The organism is Desulfogranum japonicum DSM 18378 (genome assembly GCF_000429945.1).
GTDB classification, from domain to species: domain Bacteria; phylum Desulfobacterota; class Desulfobulbia; order Desulfobulbales; family Desulfobulbaceae; genus Desulfogranum; species Desulfogranum japonicum.
Map to the genome: position 1 here is coordinate 1 of NZ_AUCV01000005.1, position 19,613 is coordinate 19,613.

General features: G+C 46.8%; 16 protein-coding genes and 1 pseudogene. 12 read left to right on the top strand and 5 right to left on the bottom strand.

Going from position 1 to position 19,613, the window contains the following annotated elements:
• The first annotated feature begins 403 nt into the window (after positions 1-403).
• The 5 genes from G493_RS27965 (at position 404) to G493_RS34795 (ending at position 6,070) form a co-directional block, all read left to right on the top strand.
• Complete coding sequence (locus G493_RS27965) at positions 404-1,621, top strand: two-component system sensor histidine kinase NtrB (protein WP_051309040.1); 1,218 nt, start codon at positions 404-406, stop codon at positions 1,619-1,621.
• Between the two features lie 251 nt (positions 1,622-1,872).
• Positions 1,873-2,601 (top strand): substrate-binding periplasmic protein, encoded by a 729-nt coding sequence (locus tag G493_RS27970; RefSeq protein ID WP_051309041.1) that lies wholly within the window; start codon positions 1,873-1,875, stop codon positions 2,599-2,601.
• Between the two features lie 438 nt (positions 2,602-3,039).
• Positions 3,040-4,119 carry a Gfo/Idh/MocA family protein gene (locus tag G493_RS0105580; RefSeq protein ID WP_035273770.1) on the top strand — a complete coding sequence of 360 codons (1,080 nt, stop codon included), beginning with the start codon at positions 3,040-3,042 and terminating at the stop codon, positions 4,117-4,119.
• 88 nt (positions 4,120-4,207) lie between these two features.
• A complete protein-coding gene (locus G493_RS27975; RefSeq protein WP_051309042.1) occupies positions 4,208-5,368 on the top strand; it encodes an MFS transporter in 1,161 nt (386 codons plus the stop codon).
• 429 nt (positions 5,369-5,797) lie between these two features.
• Positions 5,798-6,070: a DUF4242 domain-containing protein gene (locus G493_RS34795; protein WP_028579583.1), complete on the top strand. Its 273-nt coding sequence runs from the start codon at positions 5,798-5,800 to the stop codon at positions 6,068-6,070.
• A gap of 130 nt (positions 6,071-6,200) precedes the next feature.
• Here G493_RS34795 and G493_RS27980 read toward each other — a convergent pair.
• Positions 6,201-6,733: pseudogene (locus G493_RS27980) on the bottom strand (zinc-binding dehydrogenase); the annotation flags it as partial.
• A gap of 19 nt (positions 6,734-6,752) precedes the next feature.
• On the opposite strand from G493_RS27980, the gene G493_RS0105600 reads away from it, so the two are divergent.
• Positions 6,753-7,028, top strand: coding sequence for an FAD-binding protein (locus G493_RS0105600; RefSeq protein ID WP_084813441.1), 276 nt, complete (start codon positions 6,753-6,755; stop codon positions 7,026-7,028).
• Positions 7,029-7,154: 126 nt separating this feature from the next.
• On the opposite strand, the gene G493_RS0105605 is transcribed toward G493_RS0105600, so the two are convergent.
• The gene (locus G493_RS0105605; protein WP_035273774.1) at positions 7,155-7,571 is read right to left on the bottom strand and encodes a winged helix-turn-helix transcriptional regulator; all 417 of its coding nucleotides are present in this window, start codon (positions 7,569-7,571) and stop codon (positions 7,155-7,157) included.
• A gap of 101 nt (positions 7,572-7,672) precedes the next feature.
• Here G493_RS0105605 and G493_RS0105610 point away from each other — a divergent pair, with 101 nt between their 5' ends.
• The gene (locus G493_RS0105610; RefSeq protein ID WP_028579586.1) at positions 7,673-8,524 is read left to right on the top strand and encodes an SDR family oxidoreductase; all 852 of its coding nucleotides are present in this window, start codon (positions 7,673-7,675) and stop codon (positions 8,522-8,524) included.
• Positions 8,525-8,687: 163 nt separating this feature from the next.
• Here the strand turns inward: G493_RS0105610 and G493_RS27985 are convergent, their stop codons facing one another.
• Positions 8,688-9,650 carry an AraC family transcriptional regulator gene (locus G493_RS27985; RefSeq protein ID WP_035273776.1) on the bottom strand — a complete coding sequence of 321 codons (963 nt, stop codon included), beginning with the start codon at positions 9,648-9,650 and terminating at the stop codon, positions 8,688-8,690.
• A gap of 501 nt (positions 9,651-10,151) precedes the next feature.
• Between G493_RS27985 and G493_RS0105625 the strand changes: the two genes are divergently transcribed.
• Both G493_RS0105625 and G493_RS0105630 read left to right on the top strand, forming a co-directional pair.
• Positions 10,152-11,120, top strand: a complete 969-nt coding sequence (locus tag G493_RS0105625; protein ID WP_035273778.1) for a DUF2860 family protein — start codon at positions 10,152-10,154, stop codon at positions 11,118-11,120.
• A 123-nt stretch (positions 11,121-11,243) separates the two neighbouring features.
• Positions 11,244-12,479 (top strand): Bcr/CflA family multidrug efflux MFS transporter, encoded by a 1,236-nt coding sequence (locus G493_RS0105630; protein WP_051309043.1) that lies wholly within the window; start codon positions 11,244-11,246, stop codon positions 12,477-12,479.
• Positions 12,480-12,685: 206 nt separating this feature from the next.
• On the opposite strand, the gene G493_RS0105635 is transcribed toward G493_RS0105630, so the two are convergent.
• Positions 12,686-14,470, bottom strand: a complete 1,785-nt coding sequence (locus tag G493_RS0105635) for an ABC transporter ATP-binding protein (RefSeq protein WP_035273780.1) — start codon at positions 14,468-14,470, stop codon at positions 12,686-12,688.
• Positions 14,470-16,206 (bottom strand): ABC transporter ATP-binding protein, encoded by a 1,737-nt coding sequence (locus G493_RS0105640; RefSeq protein WP_028579590.1) that lies wholly within the window; start codon positions 16,204-16,206, stop codon positions 14,470-14,472. Before G493_RS0105640 ends, G493_RS0105635 begins: the two co-directional genes overlap by 1 nt.
• Before the next feature lie 795 nt (positions 16,207-17,001).
• Between G493_RS0105640 and G493_RS0105645 the strand changes: the two genes are divergently transcribed.
• From G493_RS0105645 to G493_RS0105655, 3 genes are all read left to right on the top strand, one after another.
• Positions 17,002-18,168 carry an iron-containing alcohol dehydrogenase gene (locus G493_RS0105645; protein WP_028579591.1) on the top strand — a complete coding sequence of 389 codons (1,167 nt, stop codon included), beginning with the start codon at positions 17,002-17,004 and terminating at the stop codon, positions 18,166-18,168.
• 76 nt (positions 18,169-18,244) lie between these two features.
• Positions 18,245-18,658, top strand: coding sequence for a cupin domain-containing protein (locus G493_RS0105650; protein ID WP_028579592.1), 414 nt, complete (start codon positions 18,245-18,247; stop codon positions 18,656-18,658).
• 227 nt (positions 18,659-18,885) lie between these two features.
• On the top strand, positions 18,886-19,605 hold the full coding sequence (locus G493_RS0105655; protein WP_028579593.1) for a methyltransferase family protein: 720 nt from the start codon (positions 18,886-18,888) through the stop codon (positions 19,603-19,605).
• Positions 19,606-19,613 lie beyond the last annotated feature (8 nt).

Here is a 19,613-nt window from a genome sequence, read left to right on the forward strand (position 1 = left end):
TCAATCGGCTGAAGCAACAAGCAAAAACCATGGGTTTTCAATTGGTGCCGGTAGTAGAGTAGCTCATTGCAAAGAATAGAGTCATTATCTTTTCTGATTGTCACGATGAGGTCGAAAACTGAACTGAAGCGATAGAGCGCGGGATCTAACATGACCGGCTGGACACCGGCACAACGAATTGTCAGCTCGAAAGAGACTACGGATATAAAACTGAAAGTACCCCCAGCGTCCAGCCACGACAATCAGAGTAATAAGGACCAAGGAAACCAGAATTGTGACCTGTAATCAAGACGATGTTAACCTACCTCGAGTCCGGGGCAGAAGGTAGTTTCATATAAAGGGATGTCACAAATGGGTTCGAATCATCGGCCATCCTGTCGTAATAAATGGTTGTGTGGTTCAAGTGCAGGGCTCAATACAGGATATTACCAAACGTAAGCAGAATGAAGAAGAAATGCGCCAGTTGCGTAATTATCTCTCAAATATCATCAATTCCATGCCGTCGATACTTGTAGCGGTGGACCTCGATGGTAAAGTTACTCAATGGAACAGCCGGGCCTCAGAACTCACCGGATTGAGCTTAGAAGACGTTCGTTCTCAACCGCTGGCAGAAGTATTTCCTCTTTTGGCCAATGAAACAGATCGGATTCAGACGGCCATCAAGGAATGCCGAATAATCAGCTCACCTAAAGTCTCCCGCAAGGTGGATCACGAAGACCGCTATGAAGATATCACTATTTTTCCTCTGGTTGCCAATGGGGTTGAGGGGGCCGTAATCCGTATTGATGATGTGACCCAACATATGCGTATGGAAGAAATGATGATCCAGAGCGAAAAGATGTTATCTGTAGGCGGTCTGGCGGCTGGCATGGCCCATGAAATTAACAATCCTCTGGCTGGTATGATGCAGTCTGCTGAAGTTATATCCAATAGGCTGGGAACCAATATTCATATGCCTGCCAACGAAAGGGCGGCCAAAGAGGCGGGGACGACGTTGGACGCAATTGAAAGCTTTATGAAGGCCAGGGGAATACCTCGGCTGCTTGGCAATATCAATGAATCTGGCAGGCGGGCAGCAGGTATCGTAAGAAATATGCTCAGTTTCTCAAGGAAAAACGAAGCAACAGTTTCTTCCTGCGATCTTGCCGAACTCATCGATAAAACCTTGGAACTGGCTGCTACCGATTATGATCTTAAAAAAGAGTATGATTTCAAAAAGATCGCTATTGTTAAAGAGTATGCTGTCCCTTCCATTTCAGCGCCTTGCCAGAGTATTAATATCCAGCAGGTGTTGCTGAATATTTTGCGTAACGGCGCCCAGGCCATGCAGGGAGCAGGAACAGAATCGCCCAGGTTTGTTTTGAAAGCACGGATGGAACACGATTCTGAAATGGCGGTAATGGAGATTGAAGACAACGGACCGGGCATGGATGAAGCTACCAGGAAACGAGTTTTTGAACCGTTTTTCACTACTAAACCCGTGGGTACTGGCACAGGTCTTGGACTGAGTGTTTCCTATTTTATCATTACCGAAAACCATGGGGGAAAAATATCTGTAGAATCCAGTCCTGGCAACGGAGCAAAATTCACCATCTCTTTGCCATTGAAAGAGAGAGGGTAATGGTGCGAAACTAAGATTTAAATGAAGCACGTGAAACAATCGCAAACATGTAGAATTGCGGAAGGGCATGATGGTGTCACACCCGCCCACATAACACTTTCCTGGCTGAGATCGAATCAGCAAAGTATGAGATTGAAGGAGCACGTTACCCCGACGCACTCGTGAAACTTTCCGGACGTTGAGGTAGATGCTGCAGTTTGCTACCAGACAACCGCATTGATGATTGTGAGAAAAAAGAAAGGGGACACGCTATGAAAACACGGTATACGCTTTGGTGTGTTGTGCTTTTCGTGTTGTTCACTATGCATCCACTTGCAGCGCAGGATCACTTGGTGCTTTCACGTGCGGAAAAGCTTTCCGGAGCAACGACTCTAGCAGGGGAGCGTATTCTGAAGAAAGCTTATGCGGAACTGGGCATCGACTTTGAATTTCGAGAACTACCCAACGTACGTGCCATGGTCACGGCCAACAGCGGCGGTACGGATGGAGCCTTTCTTCGTCTTGCCGGACTTGAGCAGACCTATCCTAATCTTGTTATGATTTCCGTCCCAATGGGCTATGTAGATATTGTGGTCTATACTAAAGAGACAGAATTTGCGGTTAAGGGGTGGCAGAGTCTGGCACCATACTCAATTGGCTTTGTGAGAGGGTTTAAACTCGCAGAATTACGAACAAAGGGTATGCATGTGGAGGAAGTCAATAGTGTCGAACAGGCTTTTCTTAAGCTCGATACCGGTCGTAATGATGTAGTCGTGGAGAGCAGAAGTGCACAATGCCGGCTGAAGAATCTCGACGTGTCAGGCGTTCGGATCTTAGAGCCCCCGATTGATCAGCTTGTCCTTTATCATTATCTTCATAAACGTCATAGGGGCCTTGCAGCGAAGTTGGAAGTCATATTAACGCGAATGCAGCAAGAAGGAGAGTTCACAAGAATACAGGAGCAGGCTACAAAAGATTATCAGGAGGTATGTGGACAATAGTTGTGTCAAACCTTTTTCGTAACTGATTCCTGAGCCACAACCCCCAAAAAAACAAACTGGCAATATTTTTCGCATGGACTTGGACCGTAGGGTGCGTTACACGCACCATCAAAATTTGCGGGAGTTGTTAGCGAGTTGATCAATAATAGAAATTAAAGTTGCACGTTACCCCGACGCGCTCATGCAGTTCTTCGGTCGTTGATTCGTCTACCATATATTTTTCAAAATTTCCATTTTCCAGACACATGCCTCTGATTAGTTGTCCCAAGAAGCTGATTTAATAGAGGAAGTGTGGTGCCACGCTGTAGTTAGAGCTGTTCCGGAGTAATAGGCAATGATTATGGAGGATCAGCCAAACATGCTGATGACACCATGATTACATTTCTTTGGTAATAAGGGAATAACTCTGTTTTTCATCTAACAAAAGGAATGCACATCATGAACACTCCCATTCGTGTTGGATTTATTGGCCTCAATCCAGACAGCCACTGGGCTGCAACCGCTCATCTTCCTGCTTTGAAGGTCCTGGGGGATAAATTCACCATTGTTGGTGCGGCAAACAGTACGCCAGAGAGTTCTCGTCGAACTGCTGAAGCCTTGAATTTGCCACATGCCTTTGAAAATGTTGACCAACTCGTCAACTCTCCAGAGGTAGATCTGGTTGTTGTAACCGTAAAAGTTCCCCATCACCTAGAGCTGGTAACAGCGGCTCTAAAAGCCGGAAAGCATGTCTATTGCGAGTGGCCACTGGGTAATGGCCTGGAAGAGGCTCGCCAGCTTGAAGAACTTGCCAGGAAAAAAGGAGTGGTTGCTGTTGTCGGTACTCAGGCACGACCTGCGTTGGAAATCGAACACCTGAAAAAACTCATCGAAGAAGGATTTGTCGGGGAGGTTCTTTCCACCACCCTGATAGGGTCTGGAGGGAATTGGGCAGCAGATACCGTAGAGGAACTCTATTATTTGTTTGATGAAAAAAACGGAGCGACAATGCAGTCTATCCCCCTTGCTCATACCCTGGCGGCCATGCGTGATGTGCTGGGAGAGGTTGATGCCTTGTCAGCTCGTTTTGTAACCCACTATAACACTGTAAAAATCACTGATACTGGTGACGTAAGAAATAAAACAGTACCTGATCAGATTATGGTTCACGGGACTCTGGCCAGTGGAGCAGCACTGTCGATTCATTATCGCGGAGGAGTCTCCCGGGGCACCAATCTAATGTGGGAAATCAATGGTACAGAAGGTGACATCCAGGTAACAGGTGACTTAGGTCATGCCCAGATGATTCAGCTGACAGTACGTGGCGCCCGCGGCGAGGAGACAGAATTAGTATCGCTGATGCCGGAAGATTCTGCATACGAAGGTTGGCCGGAATTTGCCGGGGCCAGAAATGTGGGCAGGGTCTATGAACGCTTGTATAATGATCTTTGTAACGGAACGCAGACAGCCCCATCATTCCAGGATGCTGTAGCCCTGCATGAACTTCTCGATAAGATTGAGAAATCTGCGCGGGCATGATCTGTAATGCAATCTCTGCATTGAAATACTACGAAGTATTAAATATATAATGAAATATTTTGGTTTTATAGCGTCGTCGGTTTCTTTTATGGCGATCTTTGCAGCATCGGCGACGCCTATTCCCCTCTATGATATCTATCGCCGCAGTGATGGGCTGAGCTATAGTGATCTTTCCCTGACAGCTGTTGTCTATTTTGTTGGTGCTGTAACCGCTTTGCTGTTTTTCGGGCGTATTTCAAACCATCTTGGCCGCAAACCTGTTACCTTGCTGTCATTTGCTCTGGCTGCTGTCGCATGTGTCATCTTTCTTGATGTAGACAGTGCAACCCCATTAATTATAGGACGTCTCCTGCTCGGTCTTTCCTGCGGGTTGGCCTCCAGCACTGTGACTTCGTATATTGTTGATAACGCTCCACCAGCTCTGCATTGGCTGGCGGCAGCCATTGTCAGTTGTGGTGGGATGATAGGTTTGACATTGGGCGCTCTGGCATCGGGAAGCCTTGCTGAATATGGGCCCTATCCGGAGATATTGTGTTACTTGGTGATTTTGGTTGTACTGGCTATTTGTACTGTTCTGGTGATGTTCAGTCCAGAGACTGTAAAACGGACTCCCGGGATACTTGCATCGCTTCGGCCCAGATTTTCAATGCCCCATGCTGACCGTCGCTTATATCCTGTAGCGGCCTGTACGTTTGTCGCTACCTGGGCCCTTGGAGGTTTTTATCAGGCCTTTGGTCCTTCCATTGCCGCTGACCAACTCGGCTCTCAAAATGCGCTCACGGCAGCTCTCGTGTTTTCTTCGTTCATGCTTCCCAGTGCTGTGGGAGGCCCCCTGAACAAGTTTCTTACACCTGTCAACGCCCAGCGTATCGGAATGATCTCTTTTACCCTGGCTCTGGGGGCGATTCTTCTCTCGTTGAAAATGTCAGCTATCTTTCTTTTTCTGACAACAAGTGCCCTTGCTGGAATCGCCCAAGGAGTGACACTTACCGGTAGCATACGTTCACTGCTCGCAGACATTGCACCTCAAGAACGTGCAGGCGTTTTATCGTTAATATATGCTACTTCATACACAGGAGCAGCAATTCCAAGTTTTATATCAGGGCAGCTTTCCCATTTTATGAACTTGTTTCAACTGGCTGTATGCTATGCATTCCTGGCCGGAGTCGGATGTCTTATAACGCTTCTTTTTGCCCGTAGTCCGCACCATGAAGATGTTATGACGCCTGTGACACACTCTTCATCCTAAATTTCTTTATAGATAACTGCTTAAGTGCACCTGATCTTTCCGCGATCAGCCAGGCTTACGTATAATCCAATATGCTGCGCCAGCCAGATTACGAAAATTTCAGGCACCCTGTAACCAGTTGTAAATACAGGGGAGTTTTAAGTTTATCCGTCTGCCCTATAAGTAGTTACGTTTATGTTTAATAAAACTCCTGAAGATTAGTTTTTCAGGTCTAGGCACTTTGCTCTTTCAGCTAAAAACTGGTGGACGCGTACTCTTATCTATGTTCAAGTGGAAGTCTGTTGAAACATTGCTATTTTTCTATGATTTTCAAGAAATTAAGCAATTGTCCTTCAGATGATAGAGGTGAAATGCGAATTTTACTCTGTAATCATTTGAAGGGGTATTAAGGAAGTCGAAGAGGTAATCAATTAAAGGAACGTAACAGCTATGCCAAAATTTGTAATCGAGAGAGAGATCCCTGGGGCAGGAGAATTATCGTCTCAGGAGTTGAAGGCTATTGCGCAAAAGTCGTGTGGTATTCTACAAGAAATGGGGCCACAGATTCAGTGGGTGCAAAGCTATGTCACCGACGATAAGATTTATTGCGTGTACATCGCTCCAAACGAAGACACACTGCTAGAGCACGCACGACAGGGTGGCTTTCCGGCGAACAAGATATCAAAGGTCTCGTCAATGATCGACCCGACCACAGCAGAGTGAATATTCTTGTCTCATTGCCTTGAAAAATAACTGATCACGGGATGATAAGCCTTGTTGGCATTCGCCTGTGATCAGTTGCCGGCAGAAACTCGGAGACGAGAGTTATGAAAGAATAAAACTATATTCTGCGATCAATATCAAGTAACGGTGTATAGATATCTACGTCATGCTTAACAGGCACTGTATAAAGAATCAGATCAAATGAGGAGCAAGCCTTTTCCATAGCATCCACATCAGTTGAGGCAAGAATGCCATTGGCACCGATTTCTTTTGCATCTTGCTCTTTATTCTTCGAACGACTGATTACAGTTACATCTGCACCCATAGCTACAGCCAGTTTTACAGCCATATGACCGAGACCACCAAGAACTATCACTCCCACTCGGCTGCCTTCTTTAACATGCCATTTGCACAAGGGAGAGTAGGCGGTGATACCGGCACACAGGGTAGGGGCGGTTCTTTCAAGATCCAAAGCACCGGGAACCCTTAGGACAAATTCTTCTCGAACTACAATATGCTTGGAATAACCACCCTGGGTGATTTCACCGGAAATCCAGTCTGGAGCCCATAGGTTGGCGTCATCCCATTGCGGCAAAACTGTTCTTCATGGTTATGGCATTGGTCACATTCCTGGCAGCTGTCGACCATACTACCAACCGCTACATGAGATACTGAATTTGGTATGCCATCGAAGTTCCTGCAGACAATCGACACCCCACCTTTTTATGGCATTCATCGCCATCTGGGTATGTCTATGTCCTGTTCCGGTGTCGAGGTCAATGAGGAGCTTCAGTGTCTGGATACCAATGGCAATCCCATTGAAGGACTCTATGCGGCCGGGAACTGTGCCGGAAACTTTTTTGGCGGCGTAGAATATCCGATGACTGTTGCAGGACTGAACCTGGGCCATAACTACACTCAGGGGTATGTTGTCGGGAAGAAGCTTGCAACCTTATAAAATGCAGACCTGAAATTCAGGCTCCATCGCCTGAAGTCCTCAAGATTTCCTTATTACCATAGCATAACTCGTGGAAGGGCAAAGATAGATCAGCATTTGCGTCAATGGTGTGGAGAGTGGCTCCTCTTACAGGGTCCGCTCTCCCCCGGTTTGCTGTGCTTCCATGACCCGTGGCATATTGCATTCAATCCAGTCAGCCAGTTTCGCAACGTGTTCCACCACCTCTTTTCCCATTTCGGTAAGGCTGTATTCAACATGCGGAGGCACGACGGGATACGCAGTCCGATTCACAAAGCCGTCTGTGACCAGGGCCTGCAAACTCTGGGCGAGCATTTTCTCACTGACACCACCAAGTTTTCTGCGCAGTTCACTGAAACGCATCACCGGTTCATTGCGAAGCGCCATCAACGCCAGTAATCCCCATTGGCTGCATACATGTTTGAGGACGTGACGAGAGGGACAGGGAGCAGCGAACAGGTTGCCCTTGCGAAACTTTTCCGTCAACGAACTATTGTTTGCTGAGTTCTTTTTAGATTTTTTCATACTTACCTTTTGGTGTGTACTTACTTTAGTAAAGCGTTGAGCCTATACTATACCACTAGAGAGCAGTACAATCTTAAATAAAATATACACAGGAGAAAAATATGATTGCTGTAACAGGAGCGTCAGGCCAACTTGGCCGTCTGGTAATTGAACAATTGCTTGCTAAAACCGAACCGTCTCAACTTGTTGCCCTGGTCCGAACCCCGGAGAAAGTTGCCGATCTGCAGCAGAAGGGCGTGGTGGTCAGAGCGGCGGATTATGCCCAGCCGGATACATTGCTACCGGCGCTGCAGGGTGTAAAAAAATTATTGCTGATCTCCTCCAGTGAGGTGGGACAACGAAGCGCCCAGCACGTCAATGTAATCAATGCAGCAAAGCAGGCTGGTGTCGAGCTCCTCGCCTACACCAGCCTGCTGCATGCGGACACTTCACCGTTGCCGCTTCGCTTTGAGCATCTTGACACAGAGAAAGCCATCAAAGAGTCCGGCCTACCTGCAGTGATCCTGCGTAATGGCTGGTATACGGAAAATTATGCAGGGGCTGCACCTTCAGCATTCGAGCATGGGGCTGTTTTCGGTTGTGCCGGCGAAGGAAAAATTGCTTCTGCAGCAAGAGCGGACTATGCCGCTGCGGCCGCTGTGGTACTGCTCAGTGCCGATCAGGCCGGGCGAGTGTACGAACTGGCTGGAGACGAGAGCTACACCCTGAAGGATTTTGCAGATGAGATTGCAAAACAGTCCGGTAAAGCTGTGGAATATAAGAATCTGACCCAAAGCGAGTATTTTGACCTGCTGAAAAATGGTGGTCTGCCTGAGCCCATTGCGGCAATGCTCTCGGAGTCCGACAACGGAGCTGCACAGGGCGGACTTTTTGACGACAGCAAACAGCTCAGCCAACTTATTGGCCGGCCGACTACGCTACTTACTGAGGTTCTCAAAGGCTTTCTGCTCTGAGTTTCCTGATAGCTGTAAGAGTGGTTACAAAGAGCGCACCCCTTGAGGATAAAGGGGATGCGCTCTTTAGGACCCAATGATCCCATAGCCGTCATAAGTACCAACTTTTTGTTTTTTGTCTGTTCTTTTTGTTTGATAGACCGACAAGGTAGTATTTCGCCCCTTAAGCCTTAGTGAGATATTTGAGACTATCTTTTTCAAGTAGCGATTTAATATCCTGTGATGGAGGCGATCCGAACAGGCGGCTATATTCACGGCTGAATTGTGAAGGGCTGGCATAGCCAACTTGAAATGCCGCAGTTGTCGCGTCCATTTGTTCCATAAACATTATTTTTCTTGCTTCATTGAGTCGCAGTCTTTTCTGAAATTGTAACGGACTCATAGCGGTCATCGCACGGAAGTGTTGATGAAGACTTGAAGAACTCATGCCGGTGTAAGCGGCCAGGTCATCAATTTTGATGGTCTTATCGTAATTTTCTTTCAGCCACCCAATCGCCCGTGCAATCAGTTGGCTATGACTGCCAATCATTGAAATCTGCCGAAGACGCTGTCCCTGTTCACTTGTAAGAAGACGATATAGTATTTCTCTTTGTATGAGAGGTGCAAGAACTGGGATATCCTCAGGATGATCAAGCAATTCCAATAAGCGTAGTATAGCTCGAAGTATCGGGACTGAAAGCTGGCTAACAAGCATCCCTCGATCTGTAACAGCCGATTCTGTTGATGTTGTCGGGATCTCATTTTCCAACATCATCTGAGCAATTATTTTTCTCTCTAATTTTAATGTGATTCCCAGGTATGGTCGCTGTGGGCTGGCATCAAATATTTCCGCTAACAGGGGGAGATCTATGGATGTCAAAAGATAATGATGCTCATCATAGATATATTCATCTTCACCAAGTACAACACGTTTGCGACCCTGGGCTACCAGGCAAAGGCTTGGTTCCTGCATATAGCCGGTTCTTTCCAGGGGTTCTTCCTGCCTGAAGAGAAACAGCGAAGGGTATGCCGTGGTCGGGTTGCCTCGATTATCCCGTGTTAAACGGTGCATTTTTTCAATGAGTGAAAGCTGGAGGGTGTCAAGACTGTGAAGGTCTTGCTCTAATGTTTGGTTATAGGTCTTCATTCTTCACCTCTTCCTTCTACCTGAATCCGTGAGCATCCTTCGTTCCGCATGGCCATTGCTCGAAATCATGAATTGTATAATTTTTATGTAATTACAGGTTGATACATTTATTAGCAAAAACAGTCACGGATTCAGATGTTATTTTTTGAATAGTAACTAAGGAACAGGCTTTTACAAGGCAATGCGTTACCCGTGGAGGATTAGGCAAGGAATATGGAGAATCGTTACAATGCGGTTGTAAGCTTTTGGTATTTAATTTTCTGGTCGTCACTGATGTTACTCTCTGAATCTGCGTCTGGACATTCTGACGACAGCCTTATTGAGAGTAGTGGGCTGCAACTTTTTTGATGATGAAGCGTGATTTGTAAGCGTAAGCCATAGCAATAAGGTTTGGCGTATCATGCAAGAAATTCGTTGGATTACGTTAGCAGCATTGTGGTTACTGTCTTATATTTCACCATCGTTATATTTTTATACTTATCAAAAGCCACAGGATGATACATGAAAAAATTATTAGCATGCATGATTGCAGTCTCATCAGTCACCCTCATTTCCCAACAGGTTGTTGCCCAGGAAGATAATGATATATCCGGTTCCCTGGGGGGCGGATTCATGATCATTGACAGCGCAAATAACCTTAACCCCGAAAGCTCAAACAAGTGGCTTGATTCTCTTGATTCCGCACCGAGCAGACAAACAACCTTTGTACCGGTTATTCTGCCTGAGGTTACCTGGGACATTGGAAAAACTGATGGTGCAAAGGTGTATTTTAAAATAGATCCGCCTATTGATGAGGTTGGAAGTCTTGCCTTGAATTTGGGATCCAGCTATGAGGTCGGCAACCTGGGGATCATTGACACCAGTGTTTTCGTCACACCATTTGCAGAAGTCTGGGAAGACCCTTTTCTTGTTGGAGAAGCCAGGGAAGAAACGGATCTTAATATTTATGGGGTTACACTTGGCTTAAACCGGATCATGGGAAGCGGGTTGAGAGTCCAGCTTGTGTACATGGCGACAGATGTGGATGATGATCTGATTGGTGAAAGGATTTCCCAATTATCAAGAGATGGGGCCATTTATTCATTGAAGATGAATTATTCGTTCAACGTGAACCCCAACGTGGAAATACGGCCCACGATGAGTATCAGAAAAGGGGACTATGACGGGGATGCAAACTCTTTTATCAAATACAAATTTCAACTCGAAAGCAGGCTTCGGTTTGGAAAAATGTTTGTGATGCCACGTGTGTTTTATAGTTACAGCGAATATGACGAAATGCACCCGATTTTCAACAAAATTCGAGACAACAATGCTTACGGCGCAAGCCTCGCTGCTACGTATATTGCTCCATTTGATCTCCAGGACTGGTCTTTGACCGGGCTGGTGAGTGTCAGCCGTGGAGAAAGTAATATTGATTTCTACGATACTGAAGCAACCACTGTCGGTGCGATAGTTACGTACCGTTTTTAATTGTAACTGCTCACAGTACACCTGATCTTTCCGTGACCCTAAGAACGGTTATGACCAGCCAGGAAGAGCTTAATGGCTCGCCTATAGCTGATTTGAATATGTCTACGATATTAAAAGATTGTCATGCGTTTGGAAGATAGAAAAAAATTTAAGGTGTCATCCGGTTCCATTGACACCCAAGGCTGGTATGTGCTTGGTGTTCTCAGTTTACTCATGGGATTTGCGTCAATATCAACTGATCTCTATCTGCCTGCCATGCCTGCAATGAGCCGTTCCCTGGGGGCGGATCACGGAACTATTGAACTGACTATTTCCGGCTATCTTATCGGCTTCAGTTTTGGTCAACTTGTATGGGGGCCAATCAGTGACCGATATGGTCGCCGTCCGTCAACGGCAACAGGGTTGCTTCTCTTTGTGATAGGATCAGCCGGCTGTGCAATGGCGGGAGATGCGCATGTCCTGATCGGCTGGCGTATTGTACAGGCACTCGGTGCCTGTTCCTGTGTTGCCTTGTCTCGTGCTATGATTCGTGATCTGTATGACGGCAATCGTGCAGCACGTATGTTGTCCATTCTTATAACAGTGATGGCCATTGCACCCTTGATCGGGCCACTGGTTGGCGGTCAGATAGTGCTCATTGCCGGTTGGCGTGCCATCTTCTGGTTTTTGGTGAGTATCGGTGTGCTTACTTGTATTGCCTTATGGACTATTCCTGAGACGCTACCGGAGTCACGAAGAAACAATGCCCCGCTGATTCACTCCATTTCCGGTTATGTTAGGCTCCTATGCGATCGAAGGGTGCTGGGCTACGCCGGGACCGGAGGCTTTTATTATGCGGGAATGTTTGCCTATATTGCAGGTACGCCCTTTGCTTATATTGATTACTACCACATTCCAGAGGAACGTTACGGTTTATTGTTCGGCCTGGCGGTTGCTGGAATTATGGGAGCCAATATGCTGAATACCAGGCTTGTCATGCGGCATGGTTATGACAAAATATTACACCTTGGAGCACTGAGTGCTTTTATCACCGCAATTATGGTTACTGTTGCAGCAGGAACAGGGTGGGGCGGTCTCTGGGGGCTGGTGATACCACTTTTTCTCTTTGTCTCAACAAGTGGATTGATTGTGGCCAATTCCGTTACAGGTGCGCTTGCACATTTCCCTGAACGTGCCGGCGCTGTTTCTGCGTTGGTGGGCGCTATACATTACGGAAGCGGTATTATGGGGTCTGCTCTGGTGGGTATCTTGGCAGACCAAACCCCCTGGCCCATGGGGCTGGTCATAGGCGTAACCGGGCTCGGTTGCGTGCTCTCTACCTTGTGCCTTTTAAAACAAAGCGTTGGCAAAGCTGCCTAACTAGTGTCTGTCCATAAATAAGGATTTTCGATCGAGAGCAAGGCATCTTTAAAATTTTACCACAGGCATATATCTGATATTCCGAGGATAAAATTTTGAAGATAACACAGCTATCGGGCGAAAAGACCATTTATGGACAGGCACTAACCAGGACCTCTCATGATTTTTTATACAATCATATTACGATAAGAAATATCCTGTTTTCCCTAGCTGGCTGCTTGCACGACTTTCTCTTCCTGTTGTTGTAACTCATACATGGCTCGATAACGGCCATGGGGGATTTTCATTAATTGCTGATGGCTTCCTTGTTCCGTTATTCGGCCACGGTCAAGTACCAGAATCCGGTCTGCATGATGAATGGTTGATAAGCGGTGGGCAACAACAATGATGGTAACCAGGTCTTTGACCTGGTTCAGGGCCTGCTGCACGATTTGTTCTGTTTCGCTGTCAACGTTTGCAGTTGCTTCATCGAGTAACAGGATTTTGGGGTTACCTGCTAAAGCCCGTGCAATAATTAACTGCTGGCGTTGACCTGTTGAAAGACGCAGGCCTCCTTCTCCCAACTGAGTCTGGTAACCATCGGGCATTGATAGTATGACTGCATGTAGGTGTGCCTGTGTGGCTGCCTGATAGACAGCATCTGCATCCAAATTGCGGTCCATGTCGATATTATCGTAGATTGAAGAGGCTAAAATAAAAGGTTCCTGAGGAATCAACCCCACCCCTTGTCGCAGGGTATCATGGTCGAACTCATGCAGGGGATGTCCATCGATGGTGATTCGTCCAGATTGAGGTTGATAAAGATTCAGCAGCAGGCTGAGCAAAGTGCTTTTGCCGCTACCTGTGTGGCCGACTATGGCAAAAAACTGGCCGGCTTCAATTGTGATATTCACATCCTCCAAAACCGGTGTGTCCGCAGTATAGCCAAACCTCATATTTTCAATGCAGAGCCGACCATGCTCGATCTGTTTGTGGATTCCCTGCTGCTCTTGTGCTGACGTTTCCTGAAGTAACTGGTAGACCCGGTTGCCGGCAACGATAGCCTGCTGATAGAGGCCGAAACGCTGAGTGATTTCAACCAACGGTTTAGTAAAGCGGCCCAGGTAATTGAGGTACGCATACAATACGCCTACCTGTGCAACGCCCTGCACGGCTTTGAGCCCGAAAAACCAGACAACGCCAGCCAGCACAATGATACTGAGCAGGTTAATTGCCGGACGTAAAAGAAAGGAACCGACAATTATTGTTTGAAGCCGTGTTGTGTAATAGCGGCTGTTAATCTTGTCGAACTGGTTAAGTTTGGAATGTTGCTGATTGGTAGCCTGAATTACCGGCATACCGCTGATAGATTCATTTACCGTAGCGTTGATATCTGAACGCAGCTGGCGGCTTTCGGCAACTATCTTGACGCTGAAACGTTGATACAGATAGATCAGAGTCGCAACAATGGGGACAAGCAGGAGAGATACCAGCATTAACTGAACATCAAGAATCGCCATTGCCACCAGAATTCCGATGAGCAGAATCAGGTTACTGATGACACTTGAAAGAAATTGAACATAGATGTCCTTAATTGATTCCGTATCGTTAGTAATGCGGCTGACCAACTGCCCGGTACGGGCATAGTCAAAATAAGCAACAGGTAACTTCAGAATATGTTTAAAGACACTTTTACGGATATCAAGAACGGCGTTCAACGCCATATCAACAAACTTCAAGGTTTGTTGGTAATTGAGATACGTGCTCAGTACTACCGTTGCGATAAACAGGGTAATCGTACCGATTACAGGCCCTGTGGGATACTGGTCAGGAATGATGAAGTCATCAATAAATACTTTTCCCAGCATAGGGCCAAGGACATCAAAACCTGTCGCTATTACAACCAAAAGCAGTGTCTTTATAAACTGTGACTTATCGGCAATAACGTAGCTTATCAGTAAACGCAGCGAGCCGGAATCTGTATGATCTGTTGCATCTGTTTTGTGTTCCATCAGGGTGCATCCTCCATCGCTTGTTCCATTTGCTGGTAGGCCGCCATGCGTGAGTACCATCCATCATCAGCGACCAGCTGCTGATGTGTGCCCCTTTCGATGATTTTTCCCTGAGACAGCACGAGTATTTCATCGGCATGTTCAATGGCTGACAAACGATGACTGACAAGTATCAGGGTTTGCCTTGGACGTTTTCGTAAATGCTGAATAATGATCTTTTCTGTCTGTATATCAACGGCTGAAAGGGCATCGTCTAAAATCAACACAGGGGACTGACGGATCAGAGCCCTGGCAATAGCGATACGTTGACGCTGGCCTCCGGAAAGGGTAACCCCTTTTTCTCCGACCATGGTGTTATAACCATCGGGGAAATGCTCTAGTTCTTTATGGATGGCAGCGAGTCTGGCCGCTTCAACAATCTCTTCATCGTTCGCCTCCGGGTACCCCATCTGGATATTTTCCCGTATGGTCGCACTGAACAGAAAAGCGTCTTGGGGCACATACGCATAATTGGCTCGCAGATGCTTGAGCGGGATATCCTGCAAAAGAGAGTCTGCCAGACGAATAGTATCTGGTGGGGTTTCCCAATAACGCATGAGCAGTTGCAGCAAGGTGGATTTTCCTGCCCCGGTTGCACCGGTGATTCCCAAAACCCGATTCTCTTTCAAGGTAAAATTGATATCTTTGAGGCTTGGCAGTGAACTGTCCGGGTAGCTGAACGTTAAGTTGCTGACCGTTATTTCATACCCGGTCGGAGCAGATTTACCACAATCAGGTATGGAATCAGGCAAGGTGAGTAATTCTTCAAGCCGTTCAATCGCAGCACTGCCTCGTTGCAGGATGTTCAACAACCAACCGAAGGCATACATGGGCCAGATCAATTCGGATAAGTACATGGTAAAACTGGTCAACTGGCCTATGGTTAACTGGTTTTCGTGGATGCGCCATCCGCCGGCCAGCAAAACAATGAGCATGGCAGCCCCCAGGCTCAGTTGTACAATGGGGTGAAATTTTGCCTCAGAACGTTGCACCAGATATGTGCTGCCTGCCGCCTGTTCGGCGATTTTTTCGAATTTGTTTGTTTCAATTTTTTCACGCCCCATGGCCTTGATCATACGGATACCGATGATTGCCTGTTGGGTTTGCTCATTGAGCGCTGAAAATTTATTCAAGCTATCCCTGAATTGATGATGCACCTGAGTCGACAGACGGTAAAAACCTATACCCATCAATGGGAAAGGAAGAACAGCGACCGCAGCAAGACGCCAATCGATAAAGCAAAACATCATCACCACGACTGCGATAAATGTTATTAAGCCATCAAACCCGGAGAGAATACCTTCGCCGGCAGCGACTTCCACCGCGTCAATGTCGTTTGTTGCCCGAGCCATCAGATCGCCGGTTGAGTGCGTGTTGTAAAAGAACTGTCCCTGGCGGGTGAGGCGGAGATAGAATTGCCGGCGCAGGATGTTTCCAAGCCTGTAAGACGTGCCAAAAAGCATGCGGCGCCAGCCATACCGTAAAAGGTAGACGGCAAAAGCACCGGCAAGCAATCCGATGAGGTAGTGTTTGGTTTTTACCAGATCGCCAGTTTCCAGGATGTGGTCTATGGATTGTCCTATGGTCCAGGGGATGATCATATTGATTGCGGCAACTGCAATGAGCATGGTCAGGGCCAGGCTGTATGCATACCAATAACGGCGGAAAAACCACCTTAAATGTAGTAAGAGCTTCATGCTGTTTTATCTGTCTTTAATGGATCAAGGCTTTGAAAGTACACAGGCGGCCTTTTGTCATTGACAATATAATTGAGACCATTTTTACCGTTGGAGTAATCCTGTAAGATTATTGCCTGATCGTCTGAATGTGCTCGATAGGCCAGTAATGGTCGCGGAAAAGAAAAAATATCTCAAAATTGCGTAAGATATCGGTTTGGTAACGTCGTCGCGTCAATGGTTCCATGCTGGCCGTATTGAGCCATTGACGCGACGACGTTACCGAGTTGAGAGACAAGCAAGATTGGATAATTTATTTTTTCCGTGACCCTAAAACAAAGAATATCCTTTGGTGGGTCGCCTGATCAGACAGCTGGTGTTCCCTGTTCTGTACACTTGGTATCTCTGTAATCTATCCAACGACACCTGGCGTTGCCATGCCGGTTATGTCTAACCGATACGCTAAACAATTCTTCTGCTTCTGGAAGCTGTCAAACCCTCGATGTAATACGTTGTATTGTAATGGAATCTTCTGGGACTTTCCTGCGTGGCTGTTTCGTGGAATGTAGGCGAGTATGACGATATATAGATACAGTGAAACAGTTATCTCTGCCACAGAAATTTGGAGAATCAGGCAAAAGTAATGGAGTATCATTCTAACGGATTCTTGCCAGAGGAGGTATCTTTGAGAAAAGGTGTTGGCCACCATTTCAATGAATGATTCAGCATACTCGTTTTTGCGGACCTCAGAGAAAAAGAAATCCTGTCAAACGGGCATGAACCAAAAAACAATGTATTAAATAAGGAGATCTGACCATGTTACTGGATTTTTCCTACTATAACCCAACCACCATTCATTTTGGCAAAGAGGCCTTAAGTAACTTGAGCGGCGAGCTGGCTCACTATGGCAAGACCGTTTTGCTGGTGTACGGCAAGGCCGCTATCAAGAAAAATGGGTTGTACGACCAGGTTATCGCTATCTTAAAGGAAGCCGACAAAAAGGTTGTGGAGCTTTCAGGTGTAATGCCTAACCCTACCTATAATAAGATGTTGGAAGGCTGTGAGCTGGTCCGCAGCCATGGCGTTGACCTTATCCTGGCTGTGGGTGGAGGTTCTGTCATAGACTGCGCAAAAGGTATTTCTGTTTCAGCCTATTGTGAGGAAGAACCTTTTAAAAAATACTGGTTAGAATTCCAACCTGTCTCCAATAAAACGGTTCCAGTGGCATCCATTCTTACCATGGCCGGTACTGGTTCGGAGATGAATGGTGGTTCTGTCATCACTCATGAAGAGATGAAAATCAAGGGAGGCAGGGTGTTCCCTCCTGAAATCTTTCCGAAATTTTCTATCCTTAATCCGGAATATACCTACACCGTTTCTCCGTATCAGATGGTGAGCGGTGTCTTTGATACCATGTCTCACCTGATGGAGCAGTACTTCTGCGGAAATGATAACAATACCACAGATTACCTTATCGAGGCACTGCTTCGTTCCTCCATTGATAATGTGCGTGTTGCCTTAAACGATCCGGAGGATTACGAAGCTCGCAGCAATATCATGTGGAATGCGACCCTGGCACTCAATACCGTGACAGGGCTTTCCAAAACCCAGGACTGGGAAGTCCACATGATTGAGCATCAGCTCGGCGCATATACCGACTGTGCCCATGGTATGGGATTGGCTGCAATTTCAATTCCCTATTACCGCCACGTCATGCCCCATGGACTTGATAAATTTGCACGTTTTGCCATGGTAGTATGGAATATCCCTGCCGAAGGCAAGTCACAAGAAGAGTTGGCCAAAGCAGGAATTGATGCGCTGGAAGTATTCTGCAAGGAGTGCGGCATTGTGATTTCGCTCAAAGAGCTCGGAGCAACAGAAGAAATGCTGCCTAAAATAGCAGAGTCAAGCTTCCTGTTAGATGGTGGCTACAAGAAACTGAACAGCGATGAAATCCTTGAAATCTTGAAAGAGTGCTTCTAACGCGCACGGCGTCTTTCAAGGACATCTTTAAGAAACGAAAATACCATAATTATATGTAAATGATAGGAGTAATCAGATGGAGAACAATCTGGAAAACAGTGTGATTTTTGATAAGGGTGAAGTGAATCCTTATGGTAAGTATTTTTCAGGCACCAGCTATCTGAATATGTTGACTCTGGAAGGTGTCGTAACCGCCAATGTAACGTTTGAACCTGGTTGTATTAATAACTGGCATACCCACAATGCGGACAAGGGCGGTGGCCAAATCCTGCTGGTAACCGGTGGACGAGGCTGGTACCAGGAGTTCGGTAAGGAAGCTCAGGAACTGCATGCCGGCGATGTCGTCGTCATTCCTGCTGGTGTAAAACACTGGCATGGAGCTGCAAAAGACAGTTGGTTTGTTCATATTGCCGTGGAAGTTCCCGGAGAAAATTCCTCCAATGAATGGCAGGAACCTGTGGACAGAAACGAGTACGATACACTGAAATAAAGGACAGGCTGATCCCCTGGCTTGGCAAATGTACATGGGAAGAGCAAGCACAGACATCACTGTCAAAGGGTTGGCTTGAGGTGGTAGAATAAAAATAAACACTCTTTTGAGAGCGGGTATTATCTGAAGCACCTGTGACCAGTTATGGCTCTGAACTGGTTGAAATATCAATATTGTTAACCCCGTGATCAGGTACCACTAAAAGTCATGTGATTTGAGGCCGTGGCATGTCATCGAATGCAGATGATTTAAAGATAGCTCAAGCAGCATCCCTTAGCCATTGGATGAGATTAGTTGTAGTGTATCTCTCCATACCACTGGTTCTGTTTGTATGTGGAGGGGATTTCGGTTGGTGGCAGGCATGGGGGTATTCCCTGCTGCTTGTTGGCGCTGGTCTAGGGGGGCGCATTTCGGCGGAACGGCGGCATCCAGGGTTGTTGGTTGAACGACAAAACACCAAGAAGGCCCAATGTGCGAAAGCTTGGGATAAAGTACTTGCTCCGTTGATGGCATTGAGTGTGAGTTTTCCTCTGGTCATTGTGGCTGGGCTGGATCACCGTTTTGGTTGGTCACCCGTATTGCCGCTATGGCTTATATTGCTCGGCTTTCTCTTGATCTCTCTTGGATACGCTTTCGCCACGTGGGCATTGGTAGAGAACCGTTTTTTTTCCAGCGTGGTGCGTATTCAGACGGATAGAGGGCATGTGGTATGTGATAGTGGCCCCTATCGGTTTGTACGACATCCAGGCTATGCTGGAAATATGTTGGCACTTCCGGGCATGGTGCTGGCCTTAAGCTCGATTTGGACATTTGTTCCAGTGGCGCTGGCGTTAATTATTACGGTGATTAGAACGATGTTGGAAGACCAGACTTTACAAGACGAGTTGCCGGGGTACCGCGACTATGTGCGACGTGTACGCTATCGGTTGATTCCTGCGATTTACTGAAGGCGTTC